The organism is Chryseobacterium urinae (genome assembly GCF_030518295.1).
Lineage (GTDB): Bacteria > Bacteroidota > Bacteroidia > Flavobacteriales > Weeksellaceae > Chryseobacterium > Chryseobacterium mucoviscidosis.
The window spans coordinates 37,288-57,133 of the sequence record NZ_JAULSJ010000027.1; the positions used below are offsets into that span (position 1 = coordinate 37,288).

Sequence of the window (19,846 nt, forward strand, 5' to 3'; positions counted from 1 at the left end):
TACGGTTAGAAAAGAATATCGTCATCATTGGAAGTGTCGCCCGATGCTTTCCCTGTAAAATAACTACAGTTAAATGATTCACACAGAGCTTCTGCTTCATCTACCAACTTATTTTCGATAGGTTGCGGTTTTACCAGTTCTGATTTTTCAAATTCAGATTCTTCGGTTTCAGGATTTACTTTTGATTCCATTTTTTCCCGTTTAAAATTTTTGTAAGAAATAGGCAATCAGCATTTGCTGAATGCCTATATACCTTTTAATTAGAATAAGATGTCTGTATCTTCTGTAGTGTCTCCAGACGCTTTACCAGCGTTGTAACCACATCCGAAAGATTCGCATAAAGCTTCTACTTCGTTTGATAACATATCATCAATTGGAGTTGGCTTTACTAATTCAGTTTTTTCTAATTCGATTTGAACAGTTTCTGGGTTGTTGATTTCTGTTTTCATTTTGTTAAATTTTTTTAAATGATTAATAATTTGTTTGTTTATGCTTATTTCGAAATAGCCGTTATTAAAACCTTATCATTGTAAGGCTGTAAGTCTTCGATCTTCCTGATATTTACATGAATATCCGGCGAGATCCCTTTACCTTCTATACTTTTTCCGTCCAGCATAATAATGCTTCTGGTAAAGGCGTTTGTTCTGAACTTTATGTTATTGTTGTTTTCCAGTAGGACTTCGTAAAGTGTAGCTAAAGCACCCGCCGTATGTTCTATCCCGATTACTTTTGTATTTTTAAAATATTTTTTCAGGTTATAAGCAAGAAGCTCAGATACACACGAAGTATTTTTATTTACTAAAACACGAAGTTCCAGTTTGTTGCTGATAATGTTATCAGAAAGATTTTTATTCACAATTACGTCTTCATTTTTCCCTGAAAATTTATCTCTCAACTGATAGTATTTAAACTCGTCCGGGATAAATAATGAAAGTATTTGTGCTCCTATCAAAAAGTCTCCTCCTCCATTGTTTCTAAGATCTATAACCAACTTTTTTTTGCTTTTGATCTCAGGCAGATTTTCAAGAAAAATATACAATGCATCCTTATCAATATGTTTTATTTTCAGATAAACTATCTCATCATTTATTGTTGAAAATTCAGTTTTCTGTACAAAATTCGAAGGTATTTTATATGAATCTTTATGTGTATATTCAACAGTTCTTACTTCTCCTTTTGAATTTTTTAATTCAAGTTTTGAGACTCCATTTGGTTCTTTCAAGAGCAATTCGTTTGCTCTTTCTGAAGAAAGTTTTTGAATTTCTGTTCCATCGATTCTGACAATGGATTCTCCTAAATAGAGTTTATTCTTTAAGCTATCATCCAAAATCGCGGATACTTTGTAACCCTCTTTCAATCTATACAATAATACACCTGTTGATTTGTTTTTTGTTTTACAACCATTCATTTTAATGGAAAAATGAGGATCATTATATTTCTGTCTGATATAGCTGTCGACTCCGGAAATATAATTACACATTCCGCTAAGTGTATCTGCTTTTATTTTTGCAACTCTACTTACGGGTCTCGCAAAATCAAAAGGATAATTTTTTTCTATAATGCTAATGAGGCTGTCTATACTTTTATACTCAGATTTATTATTCTGTAATCTAAAGTATAGTGTCCCTTTATTGTCTTCTTCTTTATCGAACTTCGGATAAGATTTATAAAGACCATAAGAATCATACCTTGTTCCGGACATCTTTCCTGATAAGGAATTTGGCAGAAAGTTTTTTTTCTGAATCTTTATATTTCCTATAATAAGATTTTTTATTTCACACACCGATTCTCTATCCGGATCTTTCTTTACAATCTCAAAATCAATTTCTTTAATTTCTGACAGTAATTTTCTGTCTAAACCTGGAAGTATTGTTTCAATTTCTTTATATCCGTTTTTTGGATTTATGTTAAAAATTACTTTTTGTGTAGCCGGATCTTTTATACTTAATGTTTCTATATTTTTTGAAAAAAGCTGAAAGATTACACTTGCATCAGAAGAATCATGCTCAACAGAGTGTTTTTTTATTAATAAAATCCTTTTATCTTTATTAATATTAAAAGAACTTCCTTTAATATTAAAATCATTTACACTGGGAATGTTGTAGTTTATGTAATCTGATTTTGTATAATATAATGTATCAACATTCTTCTCCAGATATGCAAACTGCATCTTCTGCGCATAGTATACATTACTTATTAATAAAATTATATAAACTAAAGCTCTCATTTTATTTATATCTTTTTTAAGCTGACTGTTTCACTATAGAAGAAATATCTTCCAAAACATTCGTATCGGATAGCAAATAATAGTTTTTATTAAGAAACTCTTTCAGAGTATTATATTTAAACAATACAGGAATAGTTTCTGAACCCAGATAATGAATCGGGTCGGCTAAAATTTCAGCTTCAATTCCTAAAGCCTTCAATATTCTCAATAATTTTGAATCACATTCTGCCAACGCAACAGATTCTTCGCTTTTGCAAACTTCATTTAAAGCAAAAACCATTAAAGTCTTAAAAAGCCGGAAACTTCTTTTATCACATTCATGCTTTATTGCAAATCTTCCAATATGCCAGATATTTGTTACTTCATCTGAAAGAAAGCATAGCGGATCGATATAAAATAATTTTTGCATCGGTAAAACATCATAGCCGTTCCACTTTATTGTTCTGATTGATCCCATGATATCCCCGGAATTATCCGTAGAAACAAAAACTTTAGAATTACAGTAGCTGATTTCCTCTTCATATACACTCTCTGTTTCTTCTTCAAAATTATTTAAATCATAACGCCCTTCATGGTGCTGAAAATTTTCCGTTACAACAAATTTTGCCAGACTGTATAAAGTAATATTATCCATAGAGTTAAAATTTAAATTATGCATCGTTTTGTTTTCTTTTGTAAAAATATTGTAGTGAATTGCATTATTTACTACACTTTTGTGTAGATTTGCTACAAACAATTAAATCACACCTTGGTGTAAATAAAAACACTGAATAATAATGGATGAAGTAAATAAGTTTTTCTCTTATAAGAACAGAATAGAAAATAATCTGGGTGCTGAAGCATTTGAAACAGAAAATTATCTTGAAGTAATCAAAGCTTTTTCAAGGCTTACATATCAAAGTTTATATGTAATAGATTATGAAAAGAAAATTTTTGAATACGTCTCGGATAATCCTTTGTTTCTATGCAACTGCACACCCGAAGAAGTACAGAATCTTGGATATCTTTTTTATTTCAAGAACGTAACAAAAGATGATCTGGAACTACTTTTTAAAATAAATGAAGCGGGGTTCAATTTTTTTGATAAACTTCCCGTAGAAGAAAGAAAGCTGCATACTATATCTTATGACTTTCATCTTGTGACTGAAAATAAATCAGCAATTCTTATCAATCATAAGCTTACACCATTATTTTTATCGAAAGACGGTAAAATGTGGAAAGCGATGTGTATTGTATCATTATCGCCAAACAGCTCTTCAGGTAATATTAATATATACAAACAGGGAACAGATGACATTTGGGAATACAATCTTGTTGCAGAAAAATGGACTTTAAGAAAAAAACTAAGACTTTCCGAAAGAGAACTGGAAATTCTTAGGCTGTATGCTCAGGGTTTAACGATTAATGAAATAGCGCAAAGGATTTTTATATCTGCAGATACCGTAAAATTCCACAGAAGAAAATTATTCGAAAAATTGGGTGTATCTAACATTACAGAAGCTTTGGCTTATGTTACGAATAATAAACTTCTGTAAGCTTAAACGCTCTGCATAATGGTATTTAAGTAAAATTCAGGAAATACTTTAAAAGATTTATGAGTTGCAATATTGAACATAATATGTGTACACATTGCCGCGACCGTCCACGAAGCAATTGATAATTGTGGTGGTGGCAGACTTTCTTTTTCGTTTTTGTAATCCTCGATGATGTTTTCCAACCATTCGTGCGGCTGCTTCCAGAATCTTAAATATCCGGCAACATATTCTACCATCTTCAGCTCATTAAAATTTTTATCATTTGTAAGACTGCTTATTGGAAGACCATTCGGAGCAATAACAGTCACCAACCCTCCCCAACCGAGATTATAAGGATGCAAAATATGAAGTTTTTTCTTTTGGCATATTTTATCAAAACGTAAAGGAATATCGCTGGTAAAATCCAAAGCATTGATGGCAATTTTATTTTTCCCGATAATTTTCTGCAAATTATCTTCAGTAATAAATTCATTATAAAATTGAAGTTTCGCCTCTGGATTAATACTTTTTAATCTATTGTATAAAGTCTCTGCTTTGTATCCCGAAATGTCATAAAATGTATAGTTTTGCCTGTTAAGGTTTGAGTTCTCTACCACATCCCCATCAATAATAGTAATGTTTTCAAAACCAAATCTTAAAGCACATTCGGCAATATTACTCCCAATTCCGCTGCCTGCAAGAAGAATCGGAATATCCTTAATCTGATTTTGTTCTTCTTCAGTTACATATAAGCGATTTCTGGAATAACGATCATTCATTTTTAACTATTTTTTACAAATATATTGATATGACATTACATTGAGACTACACTAATGACTAGAAAATAATAAAACAACATACAGTAATTTATAACAAAATAAAAAGAGTTTTACATCATCTGTAGAACTCTTTTTTTATATCCTGAAAAAATTACGGGCGACTTCCGTGGTTTCATCTGCAACTTCTGCTATGCTGATTTTCTTCAGATGGGCAATCGTCTGTGCTACATACGGTAAAAAGGAAGGTTCATTTCTGCGGTTCTGCATTCTCGGCATATTTTTCGGAAGCATAAATGGCGCATCGGTTTCAATCATCATCCGGTCGAGTGGAACATATTTTATAACTTCTTCCAAATGTTTAAACCTGTTCTGATCGCTGATGGCTCCGGTAAACCCTAAATAAAAGCCTTTATCCAGATATATTTTGGCTTCCTGTAAAGTTCCTGTAAAACAATGAACGACGGCTTTTGGAAGTTTAGACAAATATTCATCCGTTATTTCATTAAATCTTTTAAAGGCAGATCTTTCATGAAGAAAAAGCGGTTTATTCACTTCAACCGAAAGTTCAAGCTGGGCGCGGTAACATTTTTCCTGAACTGGTCTTGGTGAAAAATCCCTGTCGAAATCCAGTCCGCATTCTCCTACGGAAACAACGTGGTCTTGTTTTAATAATGTTTTTAATGCTGGAATACTTTCGCTGTTGAAAGATTTTGCATCATGAGGATGAATTCCCGCCGTTGAAAACAGAATTTCGGGATAGTCTTCTGCAATTTCCGCAGATTCTTGGCTTCCACGAATGCTTGTTCCTGTAAGAATCATCTGCTCTACTCCATTGTCGAGTGCGCGGTTGATTATTTCTTCCTGTTCGTCATAAAATTGTTTATTGGTTAAGTTTATACCAATATCGATTAATGTGTTCATTTCTTTATTAAATTTAGTTTTATTGGACATATTTCTTTTGCCTTGAAGCAAAAGAAACAAAAATTCAAGACCTGGAATCTGAATGCTAAAAATTAATAATATTCTCTAAAAATTCTAAACTCGCGCGAATTTCACATTTGTCCTTCGGCTCTAAATAGCTCCCGCGCTCAAACAGTAGAATTTTTTTAACGTTCACATGATTAATTTTCTTAACGCTTCAGCTTCCTATGTCCTTTAGTGACTGTTTATTTTTAATTCTATTATTTTTTTAGTCATGTTTTTAATTCCAAAAGCATTTTTATCTGTTTTCCTACCCTTCCTATCTCTAAAACCAGCAAGACAAAAAATGAATCAAAAAAAGGGAAACAGGCAGGAATTGAACCTGCAACTCATCTTAGAATGATGCGCTTTTCCGTTAAACTACTGCTTCCGTATGAAAATTTAAGCGTTTATAATTTCTTCAATCATCTCCTTTAATTCTGGAAGTGCTTTTGAACTGCTTTCCTGTACCGAAAATAATGTTTTGCTTCCTTTTAAAATATAATCAAAATACGTATCGCTCTCAGGATTGATCAGGACGATCCATTTTGCACGTATTTTTACTGTTTCCACAATATTTACAGGCAAAGCCGTTGATCCCGAAGTTCCGACTACAAATAAAATATCTGTATGGTCTGCAATGTTGTACGCTGTATCGAAATGATAGTATTTTTCATTATAACTTTCATCAAACCATAAAGTATGAGGACGAAGCCAGTTTCCGCACTTTTTACATTTCAGATCGTCGATATCATCTGCTGTTAAATCTTCGGTATACTCTTTAAATTTAATATTTTCAGGAAAATCGAAAGGTTCGCTGCATTCTTTTGAACAGCGTACTTTCTGCTTGCTTCCATGAATTTCATAGACATTCTGCGTTCCCGATCTTTGGTGAAGCCCGTCAACATTTTGAGTAATTAGCTTAAATCTTTCACCTAAAAGCTTTTCAATTTCCGTAATCGCCAAATGTCCTAAATTAGGTTTTGCTTCGGCAATCATTTTCTTCCAGAACAGATTGTACTGCCATACTTCTTCCTGATTCTGGCTGAAATATTTATACTTCCCGAATTCTTCCGGACGGTGATATTTTGTTCCTTTGATCCAGATTCCGTCGATTGAGCGGTAAGTCGGAAGTCCGCTTTCCGCAGAAATTCCGGCTCCGGTAAGGAAAGTAATGTATCCTTGTTTTTCTTTGAGGATTGTATTTAATATGGTTTGTAATTCTTTCATGATTTTCATTTTAATTTTCTTTTGCCTTGAAGCAAAACAAAAGTTCAAGACTTGGAATCTTACGCTAAAAATTAATAATGTTCTCTAAAAATTCTAAAACTCGCGCGAATTTGGTATTTGTTTTTTGATTTAATATTTTCACCGCGCTCAAACAGTAGAATTTTTTTAACGTTCGCATGATTAATTTTCTTAACGCTTCAGCTTCCTATGTCGGCTTAATGAAAAAAAATCTGCGAGAGAAAAAGATTAATCCTAAAATGCTTTTTAAATTTTAAAAAAACAGAAACAGGCAGGATTCGAACCTGCAACGCTCCTGGGCTCGGAGTGCTTTTCCAGATTAAACTACTGTTTCTTATTTTTAGGTTTCAGCTTCCAAAAGACCGAAATATTCTGAAGCGGTTAAAGCTCTTACAGCACCACGCGGCGGAATTTTTTTATTCAGTTCGCAAATCAGCAGATCTCCCTGTCTTTTTAAACATCTGATGTGTGGGATGATGTTTTCATGAATTCTGAAAGTGGATGCAATTGCCGTTAACGCATTGTCTTTATACGCTTCTTCAATCCACAGCCAATGTTCCTTTTCCGTAGAGGGACACCAGCATTTTACAGCATAAGAATAACGGTTTGCAGAACCCCAGACGAATATTCCGAGTTTTTCATTTTCAACCTGATGAACTTCATACTGATTGATTTTCTTCGTTATATATTCATTTCCATTATCATCATATCCAAAATAATTAACCTCAATTTCTGCCTGATTGATCTTTTCAGCTTTCAGGTTTTTCATTAAATTCCCGACTCCGAAATAACTGAAACAGAAAAGCTTAAAGTTTCGGTCTTTGTCATTGAAAAATTCATCAAAACCGATCGGCTCTACTTTATCCCATAATTTTTCAATTCTATTTAAAACATCATTAAAAACCGGAGTATTGTAATGAGTCCACTCTCTTTCAAATTCCCGTGTTTTAAAATTCTGAAAGCTGCTGTGTCTAAGTTTTAAAATAGAAATCAGCTTTTTAAAATAATGACGTTGCAAATTCAAAACAAAAGTAAAATTTGACCTTCCGACAATAAACTGATCTTTTGTAATGCAAAGACTGTCCGTAACTCTAAAATAAATATTTTTTGCCACATTCTCCAGTCCGGTATGTGTTCCGTAAAAATAATGCGTAACCTCCTTCAAAGCAGGAAACTCAGAGCCTGCTAAACTGGCATTATCTAAAACTCCTACATATTCCAGAGATTTAAGCTGAACTTTTGAAGAACCCAGTATTCTTCCGCTGACTTTCTTTAAATGATCAAATCTATTATGAGTATATGCATGAATGTCTAAATCTCCACCGATTTCAACAATATTCGGGGCCGAAATCTGATAGGTACAAAATGTACTTTTTATCTTTTCCAGTGCATTTAAGTAACAGGTTCCCGAACCATGATTTTTCAATGCTCCGTTTATTTCTTTCAATACGGGAAAAGAAGCTCCGGACCGATGATTGATCATAATTCCGCCAGAGATTTCCAAAGCAGAAAAGTTAACATACGAACCATTTTCAAGATGAATGGTGCCCGTCATTTCCTGAAGTTCAGGAAAGGAAAGTTTTGCCCGCACAAGGCGAAGATTACCTGTCATTTTTTTCAGCACAGGGAAATCATGGGTACATTCATCGGCTAAAGATTCGGTGATTTCTATTTTAAGCCCTCCATGAACGAATTCCAGATTCGGAAAGGAAATTTCTTTACCAAAAATGTTGATTCTTCCGCGGATTTCCTGATGCGGTATCATAATATGGTCTCCGAAAATATCAATATTAAAGATTCCGTCTTTTGGAAGATTTTTAACTTCATACTGATGGTTTATCGGGATAACGACTCTTCCCTGTACCAACTTTTTACTTTTTGCGTACACGGCAGCATTTTTCAGTTCAATGCTTCCTCCTATTGTTGCTAAGTTTTTAAAGCTGAAATCAACAATACATTTAAAATTGCCTCTTACTTTTTCCAACCGGTCCAACATTGCAGGGCAATGCATCGTAAAATTTTCTTCTACCATTTTCAGCTCCGGAAAACAACAGTCGGGAGCATCTATGGAGAGATTCCCTTTTACAGTCTCAAGATTCGGAAAATTGCAGCCTTCCCCTCTCAACACGAGATTTCCTTTAATTTCAGTACAATCAAAGGCTGTGTTTTTAGCATAAATTTCTATAGATGCATTCTCATCAAAAACAGCTTCCGTGAAGTCTTTTACGGAAAATATTTTATATCGTTGTATGGGTTTAGTCGTATGCATTTTCTATGAGTCTTGTTATGGGGTTATATTCCTGCTGGATATATTTTACAAAACATTCGCTTTGGATGCGGAGCGTTTTGTGTTCGTTATGCGTGATAAAAGAATCCTCTGAAGTAATGAATGTTTCCGTAACTCCGTTTTTATCATAAATACTGTAATTTTTAGCTTTCAGCATATGCTGGTTGCTTGTTTTTTCAAGACAGTAAGTTTTAAAATCTTTGGTGAATTCTGAGAAGTTTTCAATTGGATTATGATTATTAGCCGGTCTTTTTCTTTCAGTTCTGGTTAATTCTTTTTCTTTTTTTTCAGGCTTTTCCAACGTTTTTTCTACAGATTGGGGAACAGGTTTTGGCAAAGTTTCCAAAATGACTTTTTCTGTTTTATGTACCAAAGGTTTAGATGTTTCAGGAAGCTTTTCAACAACCGGTCTTTCTTTCCACTGCATCGGAACAGGGGTATACACTTCATCAATAATTCCGAAAAAAACTAATACTTTTTTTAACATGGCTTTTATTTTTAAGATAAAGCAAAAGAAGGTCGGGATCGAACCGACAACTTATTCGGTCGGAATATATTTTTCCGGATTAAACTACAACTTTTGTCTTATGTATTCATTGTGAAATGGGCAGGATTCGAACCTGCAGCCTCTGACTTGGAAGGTCAGCGCTCTTCCCTTGAGCTACCATTTCAGTTTTGGGAGACAAGCAGGACTCGAACCCGCAACTCATTTTAGGAGAATGTATTTTTCCATTTTTATTACTATTGTCTCCATTTTGGGAGCGCAGCAGGACTTGAACCTGAATTTCCGGCACGATAAGCCGGTGTCCTTCCATTTAGACGATGCGCTCTTAGAAACGGGCGGGACTCGAACCCGCGACCCTTAGTGAGGAAGACTAATGCTCTTCCATTGAGCTACCGTTTCTGTTTGGGGAGATAAGCAGGATTTGAACCCGCATCTATTCCGTGCAGGGAATACATTTTTCCGATTAAACTATTATCTCCGTTTTGGAAAGCGTGTGGGACTCGAACCCACGACCTCCGCCGCGACATGGCAGTATTCTTCCTGCTGAACTCACCCTTTCTATATTTTACCATTCATTAATTTTATAATTTTTCAATAAAACTCCGCTGAAATAATTTCCGTTAATTCCTTCCACAATAGGATGCATAATTCTCGCGGCTCCGTCTACAGAATCCAATGGCGGAATGTATCCCTGCTCAAACTGTTTCTTTCGTAAACTTTCCTTCGCACCTGTAGAAATCCATCCTACATCCACTGCCGCCATATAAATCTGATCTTTTTCAAATTCTTTAGCGGAAGTAAGCGTCATCATATTCAAAGCTGCTTTCGTCATATTGGTATGCGGATGAAACATCGTTTTGTTGTTATAACTGAAAATACCTTCTGAAGATGTTACATTAACGATGAATTTTTCTTTGAAAGAAGAAGCCTTCATTAAAGGTTTTAATTCTTTGATCAGGAAATACGGCGCAATGTGATTGATTAAATTCACCTCAACCAATTCATACATCGAAATTTCTTCCAGTGTGGAGTTCCAGCTTGTTTTATCACGATTATCCACCGGTTGTCCGAAACGCGTTAAAGCGACATTTGTTTCTTCATTTTCCGCATATTCCAGTTTTCCGACCTCTGCGGAAATGGGGGTTGCGTTCGGAATCAATTGCTGATTGTTTTTAAACTCAACGAGCATTTCGTTTTCACGTCTGATGATCGGAAGGTAATACTGATCGGGATATTTAATCGTCTGTGCCGCATTATTGATGAGAATATCGAGCGTTTGAAATTTCGACTGATAAAAGTCTATAAATTCCTGAATTGCCTTCAAATTTCTCAGATCGAGACCATACACCCAAAGTCTGTCTTTCCATTCTTCATAATCTGCTTCCTGCTGCAAAGTTTCCAGTGCCAAAGCCGGAAAACGGGTCGTCAAAACCAAATTGGCACCATTTCTCAGGAGCTTTAAAGCCGTTGCGAAACCTACCTTTACACGTCCTCCGGTTAAGATGACATTCCGTCCCGCTAAATCTGCCGAAAGAAAACGTTTTTCGTAATTTTCATCCGCACATTTCGGGCATAATCTGGTGTAAAAGGAATGGGCGTACTGATAACTCTGGTTACAGCAGTAGCAGTTTTTGGGAATCTGTAATCTGGTGAGTTGGGTATCGTTTTTTTCATCATCATAAAAAGCAGAAACTCCCGCCAAAGCTTTTTTCATCAGTACCGAATCTGAATTAATTTCAAGATCGTGCGTTTTCATCTGAGAATAACTTTCCAGACGGTTTTGTTTTTTGGCGTTCTTATGAATTTTTGTGATCAACCCGGAAAAAGTTTGGTTGTCCGGATTAAGAAATGGCTCATCTTTCAGGGCTTTTAATACCTTGAGACATGATTCCCATTCGTTTTGCGTAAAGTTTTGGTTAGAAAAATCCATTGCTTTTTATTTTACGCTTACAAAATTATCTGCGTAATGCGCAATGTTTTTACGTAGAGATAAAAATTTTTAAATCATTAAGTTTTTTTAACCTGAGTTCGGGATAAGTCTTCTTAAACGCAAGGGTAAACAAAGAGATTCAATTATCAAGAATTCCGCTTTTAAGATATACAAAGGCGTAAAACTTATCAAAGTAATACCATTTTTGTATTTTTTAGGTAAACGAAGTGTCTTTGCTTAGCTTACCAATTTTCAATAAGTAAAAAAATCTTTTGTTTTTCTTTGCGATAAATTAATACAACACTATAAATCAATTATTTAAACTCATTTCTTATCATGAACTGAGTTTTTTAATTAATTAAGATTAAATCATTCTGATTTTAAAGTTTATATTAAGATTTTAATACTCCTAAAGCTTAATGACCTATTAAATGATTCAAAAACTTATTGTAAAGAATTTTCGTCATTAATAAAAAACTCCAGAAAGCCGATCAAATTTTTTCCGCCGTGGCTCCAGCGGATTCCGTGACCTTCTTTTTCCCTGACCTCAAAAACCAGTTCGTGTTTATAATGAAAGAAAACATTCCACCATGTAGTGTGGTCGAGAATGTAATTGATTTTCTCCATCACTTTTTGCTGTTTCTGCTGATTATTTCCTTTTACTTCGCCCCAGAAATCGTCATTCAGCCGACCGACGTGTTTTTCCCAAGCTCTCTGCGCAATGGTAATTTCGCTGTTAAAAGGCTTTTCGCAGGCTTCGATCAGTAAACTTTTTAAAGGCGGAACGGCGTTTTCATCACGAAGACTTGCCGAAGTGAGGCGTTGTCCTAAAATATTCAGCCAATGTTCGAAAGGAATTTCTTCCAATTGTTTTGCTTTGTTTTGATCTGAATTTTCAGATTCTAAAACAGAGATTAATAATTTAAAACTTTCATCACGGTCGATTTTAATTTCTTCATTAAAATACGGCAGATCCCAATCTAAATTTTGATCTTTAAATCTCTTAATATTTTCTTCTAAATTTTCAAGATGTTCTTCGGCTAGAATGGCGTGATATTTTTCTTTCCATTCCACAGAAAATAATGATGTATATTTTTGAAATAATTGCATGGTTTTTATTTTTAAAACACGAATAACGCTAATGTTTTTCACAAATATCACAATAAATTATTTGTGTTTTTTAGTGTTTTTATTTGTGCAATTTGTGTTTTATATATGGAGTTTGTGTTTAAATCAACACATTTTGATAACATTAGCCGATAGGTTTTCTTCCTGAATTAAATATCCGATGAGATTGAACCAGCTTTTGCAGTGATCCAGAATCCATGCATCAGAAGTGACGAGGATTTCGGCATTTTCTGCTAAAAATTTATCGGGATTAAATTCCAGTTCAACGTTCCAGTTGAGGTTATTTTCAATGGCAAAATCCATGATCATCTGTTTAATTCTTCCGCTGTTTGACACTGGTTTATCGAAAATCCAGATCAGCTTTTCTGCATGAGATTTATGCAAAAAAGAAGCAACGAGTTCAATGGCCTTCTGCGTCTGATTTACTCTTTTGTATGTTCCGAAAACACCGGAAAGATCTCGGAAACAGCCATCCGTTCCTTCGAAAATATAAGCTCCGGAAAGAAGGCTTTCCAGTAAAATCAGGACATTGAAGCCATCAAGATATATTGTTTTGGTTTTCAATTCAGAAATTTCGAGTTGTTTAGATTTTCTGTTCTGAAGCTGAGTTTCTGAAGTGGAAGCTCCACGAACTGCCTGAATCTGTCTTGTTTTGAGGCGGTAATGATTTCCCACCAGTTCCGACGAAGCTTTTTCAGCATAATTCCGGCTTAATAAATACTGCATATCCTGAACTGCCAATTTCATTTTCTCAAGCTGTTTTGCGGAACCGAATAAGGTATCATCTCCTGTATTTTTTCCCCGATTTCTGTTGCTCATGCCCAAATGAATTATTTTTCAGCGTAAGTATAATAATTTGCATTGGAATCGAAAATAATTAAGCTATTTTCTTTTATGCCGTAAGTTGCATTTTCGCTTATATAATCAAAATTTTCAGGCAAAGTTTCGCCGTCCGTTTTTAGCAGATTGTATTTGTTGTCTTTTTTAAATGCGCCAATAACATTATTTTGATAAGCTGGAGTAACACACTCAAATGGTGTTGAAAGAATTAAATTGAGTTTATTATTTTCATAGGTATAATAATTCCACTTACTGTTTTCGTATAGCATAACGTAATTCCCTATAAATTTTGCGTTTTCAAATTTTATTTTAAGAATCTCAGTTCCGTCTGGCAGATAAAGACCATATTTATTTTTCTTTTTTAAAATCAGTAAGTCTGTATTTTCTTTATAAATTAAACGGTGCTGCGAAATAATAGAATCCATTTCTGTTTTAAAAACCGGTCCTTTGTCCATCTCAATTAAATTATATTTCCCGTTTGGGCTTTTCGATATAAAATAATCGGGCGTTGCGGGCTCTCCGCAGTAAATAGAAGATTCCCGGAAAATTCCATTTCTCACATCATATTTAACGACATTATCGAATACTGCATATTTTTCGTAAGAAGTTAATTTAATCGGATAGGAAGATAAAGAGTAAAAAATAAATCTACCACTTCGATCAATCAATCCCCATCGGTTTTTATACTTTACAACAGCCGTTTTTCCAACAAAAGGATAAGCCATTTCAAATCCGTAAGGAAATATTTTTTGCCTTGTTTTACTATTATAAAAATAAAATTCATGGGAACCGTCACCAGAATAATCATATAAATTACTGACAAAAACCGTGTCATTATCAGTCATCCTAACGAAATTATCCAGCAAGTAAAAATCTATTTTATCTTTAAATTCAGAAAGTGCATTCTGAGAGAAAAGACTTCCGGAAAAGAATAGTAAAATGAGAACAGTATATGATATTTTCCTCTGCAAATTCATGGTTATAAAAATATTTTTACAAATTACAAAACTATCTCAATTAACAATACAAAACTGAAATTATTTATACTTACTGTTGTTACAGAAAAATCTTAAGAAAACTAAATCTAACAATAGCGGAAATACGTTTTATTTTATGCAAATCTACTCTTTTCAACTTAAGCGCACTGCTTTTTAATGCAAATAAAATCAGCAATTTAAGCATACCTTTTTTTTTATAATAACAGTTCTCTGTTATAATATCATTTCAATTGCTTTTTAATCTCCATAATTTGATTAAATTTACCTCAATAACGTATTTCCTTTTGAAGTACATCATCATCCTGAAAAAAGTTTTTATGAATAAAAAAAGTGCCACGATATACGATATTTCGAAAAAGCTAAATGTAAGTGTGGCAACGGTTTCCAGAGCATTGAACGATCATCCGAGAATAAGTGAGGCAACGAAGGAACTGGTAAGAAAAACTGCCAAAGAAATGAACTATAAGCAGAACAATCTTGCCAAAGCCTTGAAAAGCGGTGAAACGAAGAATGTAGGAATTATCGTTCCGTATATCAATACCAACTTTTTTTCTTCTGTTATACGCGGCATTGAAGAGGAGCTTTCTCCTTTTGGTTATCATGTGATCATCTGCCAGAGCCATGAAGATGTGATCATTGAAAAGAAGCATCTGAATACGCTTCTTAATGCGCAGGTTGACGGTATTTTCATGTCAGTTTCCAGAACAACTGTTGAAACGGAACATATCCAGAACATTTTAGATACATCAAATACGCCGATCATATTTTTCGACCGTAAAAAGGATATTCCGGGAATAAGTACGGTTACGATTGATGATTACCGGGGTGGTTATATTGCTACGGAACACCTCATCAATGAAGGTTACAAAAACATCTGTCATTTTTCGGGAGATCTGAATCTTGAGATTTACCGTAACCGTCTTAATGGCTATAAACAGGCACTCATCGATCATCATTTTTCTGTAAAAGAGGAAAATATTATTTCTACAGGAAGTTCTATTGACGCCGGAATCGATGCTATTAAAAAGTTATGGGAAAGAAAATCTGTTCCCGATGCTATTTTTTCGTCCAGTGATTTTGCTGCTTTGGGAGCCTGTCAGGAACTTAAGAAAAGAAGCATCAGAATTCCTCAGGAAGTTGCCGTGATCGGTTTTTCCAATGAACCTTTTACCCAGTTTATGGAGCTTCCGATGAGTTCTGTAGACCAGACTCCGGTAACGATGGGGAAAATGGCAGGACAGGTTTTTATCGAAAGTGTAAAAGAAAACAGCTTCGGTGTTTCCATAGAGAAAAAAGTGGTACTGGCTCCTCAACTTCATATCCGAAAGTCTTCGAAGAGGAAGTAAATTTTTTATCTTTTTTGAAATATTCTCCTGTTCATTTTCATCAGAAAACATTTACCAAGTGATTTTCAATATGATGGAAATGCTTTATATTGCATAAAAACAGCTCTTATTTAATTGAAAAATATGAATGATTCTAAAACTATAATCAGCCAACTCGAAAATACTCTCAATATTAAATTTGAAAAAGAAAATCCCAAAGAGGAAAACCTTTGTTATATTTCAGAAAGATTAAGCGAGTAATTTTTTCTAAAAATTGATTTTATATTTTTAATAACTAAATTATTTTATCCTTAAATCGTAAAGAGCTGCTTAGTATCTCTGAGACCTTCAGTATTTTAATTGATCACATCTTCTTTGTCATCTATCTCAAAATAGATTACAAAAAAGACTGTCCTTTTGGAACAGTCTTCTTAGTTTATCTCAAATCCGTTATATGAGTTACTTTTTGCGTCTTTTTATCAATACTTATCATCACATCAGACCACGTCCAATACTCGCTATACTCAGAAACATCTATGCTTCTTGGCTTATTAAATCCTTCTTCCAGCATAGCTTTTGTCATGCCAATAATAATTTTACTGTTGAAAACAGCTTCTCCGAAAGTTTTTCCATATTTTTTAATTAGTGCTGCCTTTCTCTGCTCTGTCTGTTGTGTTTCTTCTTCTTTGGTTTTAAATTTTTCGTCATCCAAAAGATAATTTACATTGATCGTAGAAAAATATTGATTTTTAACTTTCTTAGGCATGTTATAGAAAAAATCAACTTTAAAATAATTGTTAAAAAAATCTCCCATCGTAAAATAATAATCAGATAAACCTTTATTAATGGTAGAATTATTCTCATAATCAATAAAATGAACTTTACGGGGCTTGTCATACTCAGTCAGTATTTTTTTAATTTCCTGCCTTGCTTTAAATGCCTGCTCTTCAGAAAAATTTAAAGAACTCACATCAAAATTTCGTATAATCTGTTCCATTTTATGAGTTTCTATCTGATTGAAATAATACCTGTCGATAACACTCTTTACCATTTTAATGTACTCAGGATTAATATCATTTTCTTTCTTAAACTTATCCAGTCTTTCCAAAGATTCTTTGTAAGCTAATGCTGCATTCTGATAATCATTTTTCCACAAATAATAATTTGTTTTTATCAGATAGCAATTGGCAACATCATAAGAACCTCTTTCCTGATTATCCATACCTTTGAAACAATTATTTACATAGTTAATAATAATATCGTACTTATTATCATCAAAATTAGGATCAAAGCAGAATGTAGCTAATTGTTGTGCATCTTTGGTAAACCAATAATTAGAATTGTTTACACCGCCTTTTTCTTTTAGGTAGGCTAATGCTTCAGAATATTTTTCTCCTTTAATAAATTTATTGTACTTACTCTCATTCAACTTCATCTGTGCATTAAGACTAAGACCAAAAGTTATTAATAATGATACAAATAGTTTTCGTGTTATCATGGTAATTAATTTTATTGGGGGCAAAAGTAAATAAAATTTTCAGAAATATATGTAGAAATGGGTTTTTGATAAGTTGTTTAATAAATAGTAAATGATGGTTTACAAAACGCTATATGTATTCTAAACTTGTAGGGATAAATGTACACCTCATCTTTTGATTAATATTATAAAAAAAAAGCGGTTGAAAAAACCGCTTTACTTTTACCAAAGATTTGCTAGTAAACACATCCGCAACCTGTTTCCCATTCTTGGCAAAGACGAATAGGTTCATTACACCATCCGCCGCCACCTCCACCGCCGCCGGTTACTCTGTAGCATATACCATCGTTACAGTAATAAGATCCTACAGTGGGTGGACAGTTTCCATCCAGGTCGCAGACTGCGTAAGCAACGTCACCGCCGCTGATAAGTACGAGCTGGCTTCTTTTTAATTTTTTTAGATTTTTCATAATGAATATTTTTAATTTGCTGATTACTAAGGTATAAAATTTTTAAATCACTTACAAGTGTTTTATATAAAATCGAAATTTTAAAGATTATGAACGAAAAGAAAATGCTCCCTCCAGAAGCAGAAAGACTTTTCAAATAATTATTAAAAACAAATTTAGTGTCTGAATAAAAATTTTTACTACATTCGTTTTCATTAAAAAAACACACGATTTTATATAAACAGTATTAACCTTTAAAATCAAAAATGATGGGATTAACAAATTTGAACTCCACCCATTTGAGCAGTGCAAAGATCACTGCGGCACAGGATGCCATCACGGCATTGGAAACAGCGCTTGCTGAAATTAATTTTAATCTTTCCGCTGAAGACCGTAAACGTTACGGAAGCATCAACGAGCAAAACAAGCTCTTTGTGAACAAAGTTTACGACTACAACAGCAGTCAGCCCAACCTGAGTTCTCCCGAAGTCGACTGGGACGAATTCAACAGAGATCATACCTCCCGAAACAATATGGAAATGATGATCAGCAGGCTTGAAAGTATTATTACGAGACTTAAAAATTCCAAAACGCTGCATGATTACGACAATTATCAGTCGGCTTTGGTGGATTATTCGTACTCCACCTACAAAGCGGGAACCTCAGCACCGGGATTTGAAGACAAGTATAAAGATCTGAAACAGTTCTTCGTGAAAAATTCAACTTCTACAGCTCCATCCGAAGAGAAAAAGTAAACAGTAACACACAGATTACCCCTCCCAATTCTAAGGAGGGTATTTTTATGCTTTGCCTTAATCTTTTACCTGTTCCGACACGCTTTTTAATGATGTCAAGGCGTTACTTACTGTTCTGCATACGTTCAGTAAAGATTCAGAGCGGTCATTTAATCACCTCGATACGTCATTGAATGGTCTGCCGACATCATCTACCCTCTTAGATACCTTCACGAAAGATTCGGAGGGGTCTTTTATCTATCCAGATCGATCTTTTACCCGTCCGGATAATTTGCATGATCTATTCTAAGACTTACATTACCTCGCTGAAGATATCTGCAACGCCAACGGATGTTTTAGGAACGTGTCGGGATAGGTTGGGTAACGTATCGAAACCTTTGAAGAATGTGTCGGTACTTTCGTGGGACGTGTCGGGATGTATATCTTACGTATCCGGTGGGGCTAGGAACGGCAAATTTGAGTTTTGGAACGTGAACGATGTCGCGGATTTGTAATCCGTGACCTACACTATCTATGTTTTAAGCACGGATTACAAATCCGCGATATCAAATCCATGCTATCAAACCCCCGCTATTAAATTACAAATCCACACTATCGAATCTGCGCTATCGAAAAAAATATTTTGTAAATTTAAACAAAAACACAAATGTCTACAAAATACAAAGCTTTAGATATTGATCAGGCTTACTTTATCACAATTACTACTGTCGGATGGGTTGATGTATTTACCAGATTATCACAAAAAATGGTAATTATAGAATCTTTAAAATATTGTCAGGCTCAAAAAGGACTCTCTATTTTTGCCTACTGCTTAATGTCAAACCATCTTCATTTATTTTGCAGAGCTGATGGGAAATATACGTTATCGGAAATCATGCGTGATTTTAAAAAATTTACTTCAAAAAAAATCATTGAAACTATACAGTCTGAAACTGAAAGCAGAAAAGAATGGATGCTGGATTATTTTAAAAAATCCTGCGAACATTTATCTCGGGAACAAAAATTCAAAGTTTGGCAAGATGGATATCATGCCGAGGAAGTTTTTTCTAACAAATGGATTAAAGAAAAAATAAACTACATTCACCAAAATCCTGTGAAACAGAAAATAGTGACAGAACCTGAGCATTATTATTTCAGTAGTGCACGGAATTATGCAGACTTCGATAATCCTTTGGATGTTCTTGTGATTTTTATGGGGTGAATTGTTGCGAGTTGTAGTCACGGATTGCAAATCCGCGACATTGGGTATGAATAAAATTTGTTGATATTCTTTATTTAATTATTTTTAATGAAATTATTGTTTGGATTAAAATTTTTAAAATAACAAAAAAACAATATCGTGGATAACACCCAGATGTCGCGGATTTGCAATCCGTGACTTGATAAAAAATCACGGATTGCAAAAACGCGCTATCGAAGTAATA

19 protein-coding genes and 8 tRNA genes are annotated in these 19,846 nt (G+C 34.1%); 4 read left to right on the top strand and 23 right to left on the bottom strand.

Annotation, left to right across the window (positions count from 1 at the left end):
• Positions 1–5: 5 nt before the first annotated feature.
• The 4 genes from flmA (QWT87_RS15805) to QWT87_RS15820 all read right to left on the bottom strand — a co-directional run bounded on the left by flmA (QWT87_RS15805) (position 6) and on the right by QWT87_RS15820 (position 2,861).
• A complete protein-coding gene (gene flmA, locus QWT87_RS15805; RefSeq protein ID WP_123906942.1) occupies positions 6–191 on the bottom strand; it encodes a FlmA family RiPP peptide in 186 nt (61 codons plus the stop codon).
• Positions 192–260: 69 nt separating this feature from the next.
• A complete protein-coding gene (flmA, locus tag QWT87_RS15810) occupies positions 261–449 on the bottom strand; it encodes a FlmA family RiPP peptide (RefSeq protein WP_108411243.1) in 189 nt (62 codons plus the stop codon).
• Positions 450–493: 44 nt separating this feature from the next.
• Positions 494–2,227: a S41 family peptidase gene (locus QWT87_RS15815; RefSeq protein WP_302717109.1), complete on the bottom strand. Its 1,734-nt coding sequence runs from the start codon at positions 2,225–2,227 to the stop codon at positions 494–496.
• A 16-nt stretch (positions 2,228–2,243) separates the two neighbouring features.
• Entirely contained in the window at positions 2,244–2,861 is a 618-nt protein-coding gene (locus QWT87_RS15820; RefSeq protein ID WP_302717111.1) for a hypothetical protein, read from the bottom strand.
• A 142-nt stretch (positions 2,862–3,003) separates the two neighbouring features.
• On the opposite strand from QWT87_RS15820, the gene QWT87_RS15825 reads away from it, so the two are divergent.
• Positions 3,004–3,762 (top strand): response regulator transcription factor, encoded by a 759-nt coding sequence (locus tag QWT87_RS15825; protein ID WP_108411076.1) that lies wholly within the window; start codon positions 3,004–3,006, stop codon positions 3,760–3,762.
• A 2-nt stretch (positions 3,763–3,764) separates the two neighbouring features.
• Here the strand turns inward: QWT87_RS15825 and QWT87_RS15830 are convergent, their stop codons facing one another.
• The 17 genes from QWT87_RS15830 to QWT87_RS15910 all read right to left on the bottom strand — a co-directional run bounded on the left by QWT87_RS15830 (position 3,765) and on the right by QWT87_RS15910 (position 14,395).
• The gene (locus QWT87_RS15830; protein WP_108411077.1) at positions 3,765–4,520 is read right to left on the bottom strand and encodes a ThiF family adenylyltransferase; all 756 of its coding nucleotides are present in this window, start codon (positions 4,518–4,520) and stop codon (positions 3,765–3,767) included.
• Positions 4,521–4,655: 135 nt separating this feature from the next.
• Complete coding sequence (locus QWT87_RS15835) at positions 4,656–5,441, bottom strand: TatD family hydrolase (RefSeq protein ID WP_302717114.1); 786 nt, start codon at positions 5,439–5,441, stop codon at positions 4,656–4,658.
• Positions 5,442–5,802: 361 nt separating this feature from the next.
• Positions 5,803–5,871 (bottom strand) — tRNA-Arg (locus QWT87_RS15840).
• A gap of 11 nt (positions 5,872–5,882) precedes the next feature.
• Positions 5,883–6,710: an SIR2 family NAD-dependent protein deacylase gene (locus QWT87_RS15845; RefSeq protein ID WP_302717115.1), complete on the bottom strand. Its 828-nt coding sequence runs from the start codon at positions 6,708–6,710 to the stop codon at positions 5,883–5,885.
• Positions 6,711–6,991: 281 nt separating this feature from the next.
• A tRNA-Ala gene (locus QWT87_RS15850) sits at positions 6,992–7,062 on the bottom strand.
• Positions 7,063–7,068: 6 nt separating this feature from the next.
• Positions 7,069–8,997: a hypothetical protein gene (locus QWT87_RS15855; protein WP_302717117.1), complete on the bottom strand. Its 1,929-nt coding sequence runs from the start codon at positions 8,995–8,997 to the stop codon at positions 7,069–7,071.
• A complete protein-coding gene (locus QWT87_RS15860) occupies positions 8,984–9,502 on the bottom strand; it encodes a hypothetical protein (RefSeq protein WP_302717119.1) in 519 nt (172 codons plus the stop codon). Before QWT87_RS15860 ends, QWT87_RS15855 begins: the two co-directional genes overlap by 14 nt.
• Positions 9,503–9,614: 112 nt before the next feature.
• Positions 9,615–9,686: transfer RNA gene (locus QWT87_RS15865), tRNA-Gly, on the bottom strand.
• A gap of 7 nt (positions 9,687–9,693) precedes the next feature.
• Positions 9,694–9,766 (bottom strand) — tRNA-Arg (locus tag QWT87_RS15870).
• Positions 9,767–9,773: 7 nt separating this feature from the next.
• Positions 9,774–9,845 (bottom strand) — tRNA-Asp (locus tag QWT87_RS15875).
• A 2-nt stretch (positions 9,846–9,847) separates the two neighbouring features.
• Positions 9,848–9,919: transfer RNA gene (locus tag QWT87_RS15880), tRNA-Gly, on the bottom strand.
• 4 nt (positions 9,920–9,923) lie between these two features.
• Positions 9,924–9,998 (bottom strand) — tRNA-Ala (locus QWT87_RS15885).
• Positions 9,999–10,003: 5 nt separating this feature from the next.
• A tRNA-Asp gene (locus QWT87_RS15890) sits at positions 10,004–10,075 on the bottom strand.
• Positions 10,076–10,085: 10 nt separating this feature from the next.
• On the bottom strand, positions 10,086–11,450 hold the full coding sequence (locus QWT87_RS15895; protein WP_302717120.1) for an SDR family NAD(P)-dependent oxidoreductase: 1,365 nt from the start codon (positions 11,448–11,450) through the stop codon (positions 10,086–10,088).
• Between the two features lie 444 nt (positions 11,451–11,894).
• A complete protein-coding gene (locus QWT87_RS15900) occupies positions 11,895–12,560 on the bottom strand; it encodes a hypothetical protein (protein WP_302717121.1) in 666 nt (221 codons plus the stop codon).
• 123 nt (positions 12,561–12,683) lie between these two features.
• Complete coding sequence (locus tag QWT87_RS15905) at positions 12,684–13,397, bottom strand: DUF434 domain-containing protein (RefSeq protein WP_302717123.1); 714 nt, start codon at positions 13,395–13,397, stop codon at positions 12,684–12,686.
• Positions 13,398–13,408: 11 nt separating this feature from the next.
• The gene (locus QWT87_RS15910; protein ID WP_302717125.1) at positions 13,409–14,395 is read right to left on the bottom strand and encodes a hypothetical protein; all 987 of its coding nucleotides are present in this window, start codon (positions 14,393–14,395) and stop codon (positions 13,409–13,411) included.
• 338 nt (positions 14,396–14,733) lie between these two features.
• On the opposite strand from QWT87_RS15910, the gene QWT87_RS15915 reads away from it, so the two are divergent.
• On the top strand, positions 14,734–15,762 hold the full coding sequence (locus QWT87_RS15915) for a LacI family DNA-binding transcriptional regulator (RefSeq protein WP_302717127.1): 1,029 nt from the start codon (positions 14,734–14,736) through the stop codon (positions 15,760–15,762).
• A 415-nt stretch (positions 15,763–16,177) separates the two neighbouring features.
• Here QWT87_RS15915 and QWT87_RS15920 read toward each other — a convergent pair whose 3' ends face one another.
• On the bottom strand, positions 16,178–17,239 hold the full coding sequence (locus tag QWT87_RS15920; protein ID WP_302717128.1) for a hypothetical protein: 1,062 nt from the start codon (positions 17,237–17,239) through the stop codon (positions 16,178–16,180).
• A 215-nt stretch (positions 17,240–17,454) separates the two neighbouring features.
• On the bottom strand, positions 17,455–17,688 hold the full coding sequence (locus QWT87_RS15925) for a hypothetical protein (RefSeq protein WP_076392864.1): 234 nt from the start codon (positions 17,686–17,688) through the stop codon (positions 17,455–17,457).
• A 248-nt stretch (positions 17,689–17,936) separates the two neighbouring features.
• On the opposite strand from QWT87_RS15925, the gene QWT87_RS15930 reads away from it, so the two are divergent.
• Both QWT87_RS15930 and QWT87_RS15935 read left to right on the top strand, forming a co-directional pair.
• Positions 17,937–18,422 (top strand): hypothetical protein, encoded by a 486-nt coding sequence (locus QWT87_RS15930; RefSeq protein ID WP_302717131.1) that lies wholly within the window; start codon positions 17,937–17,939, stop codon positions 18,420–18,422.
• Positions 18,423–19,068: 646 nt separating this feature from the next.
• Positions 19,069–19,623, top strand: a complete 555-nt coding sequence (locus QWT87_RS15935) for an REP-associated tyrosine transposase (protein WP_302717130.1) — start codon at positions 19,069–19,071, stop codon at positions 19,621–19,623.
• The last annotated feature ends 223 nt before the right edge of the window (positions 19,624–19,846 follow it).

What these genes read in the sequence shown, in the direction of transcription:
- QWT87_RS15895 (WP_302717120.1), bottom strand. Translation starts at nt 11,450, where the DNA reads ATGGATTTTTCTAACCAAAACTTTACGCAAAACGAATGGGAATCATGT.
- QWT87_RS15825 (WP_108411076.1), top strand. Translation starts at nt 3,004, where the DNA reads ATGGATGAAGTAAATAAGTTTTTCTCTTATAAGAACAGAATAGAAAAT.
- QWT87_RS15835 (WP_302717114.1), bottom strand. Translation starts at nt 5,441, where the DNA reads ATGAACACATTAATCGATATTGGTATAAACTTAACCAATAAACAATTT.
- QWT87_RS15925 (WP_076392864.1), bottom strand. Translation starts at nt 17,688, where the DNA reads ATGAAAAATCTAAAAAAATTAAAAAGAAGCCAGCTCGTACTTATCAGC.
- QWT87_RS15910 (WP_302717125.1), bottom strand. Translation starts at nt 14,395, where the DNA reads ATGAATTTGCAGAGGAAAATATCATATACTGTTCTCATTTTACTATTC.
- flmA (WP_123906942.1), bottom strand. Translation starts at nt 191, where the DNA reads ATGGAATCAAAAGTAAATCCTGAAACCGAAGAATCTGAATTTGAAAAA.
- QWT87_RS15830 (WP_108411077.1), bottom strand. Translation starts at nt 4,520, where the DNA reads ATGAATGATCGTTATTCCAGAAATCGCTTATATGTAACTGAAGAAGAA.
- QWT87_RS15860 (WP_302717119.1), bottom strand. Translation starts at nt 9,502, where the DNA reads ATGTTAAAAAAAGTATTAGTTTTTTTCGGAATTATTGATGAAGTGTAT.
- QWT87_RS15930 (WP_302717131.1), top strand. Translation starts at nt 17,937, where the DNA reads ATGGGATTAACAAATTTGAACTCCACCCATTTGAGCAGTGCAAAGATC.
- QWT87_RS15900 (WP_302717121.1), bottom strand. Translation starts at nt 12,560, where the DNA reads ATGCAATTATTTCAAAAATATACATCATTATTTTCTGTGGAATGGAAA.
- QWT87_RS15855 (WP_302717117.1), bottom strand. Translation starts at nt 8,997, where the DNA reads ATGCATACGACTAAACCCATACAACGATATAAAATATTTTCCGTAAAA.
- QWT87_RS15820 (WP_302717111.1), bottom strand. Translation starts at nt 2,861, where the DNA reads ATGGATAATATTACTTTATACAGTCTGGCAAAATTTGTTGTAACGGAA.
- QWT87_RS15815 (WP_302717109.1), bottom strand. Translation starts at nt 2,227, where the DNA reads ATGAGAGCTTTAGTTTATATAATTTTATTAATAAGTAATGTATACTAT.
- flmA (WP_108411243.1), bottom strand. Translation starts at nt 449, where the DNA reads ATGAAAACAGAAATCAACAACCCAGAAACTGTTCAAATCGAATTAGAA.
- QWT87_RS15845 (WP_302717115.1), bottom strand. Translation starts at nt 6,710, where the DNA reads ATGAAAGAATTACAAACCATATTAAATACAATCCTCAAAGAAAAACAA.
- QWT87_RS15935 (WP_302717130.1), top strand. Translation starts at nt 19,069, where the DNA reads ATGTCTACAAAATACAAAGCTTTAGATATTGATCAGGCTTACTTTATC.
- QWT87_RS15915 (WP_302717127.1), top strand. Translation starts at nt 14,734, where the DNA reads ATGAATAAAAAAAGTGCCACGATATACGATATTTCGAAAAAGCTAAAT.
- QWT87_RS15905 (WP_302717123.1), bottom strand. Translation starts at nt 13,397, where the DNA reads ATGAGCAACAGAAATCGGGGAAAAAATACAGGAGATGATACCTTATTC.
- QWT87_RS15920 (WP_302717128.1), bottom strand. Translation starts at nt 17,239, where the DNA reads ATGATAACACGAAAACTATTTGTATCATTATTAATAACTTTTGGTCTT.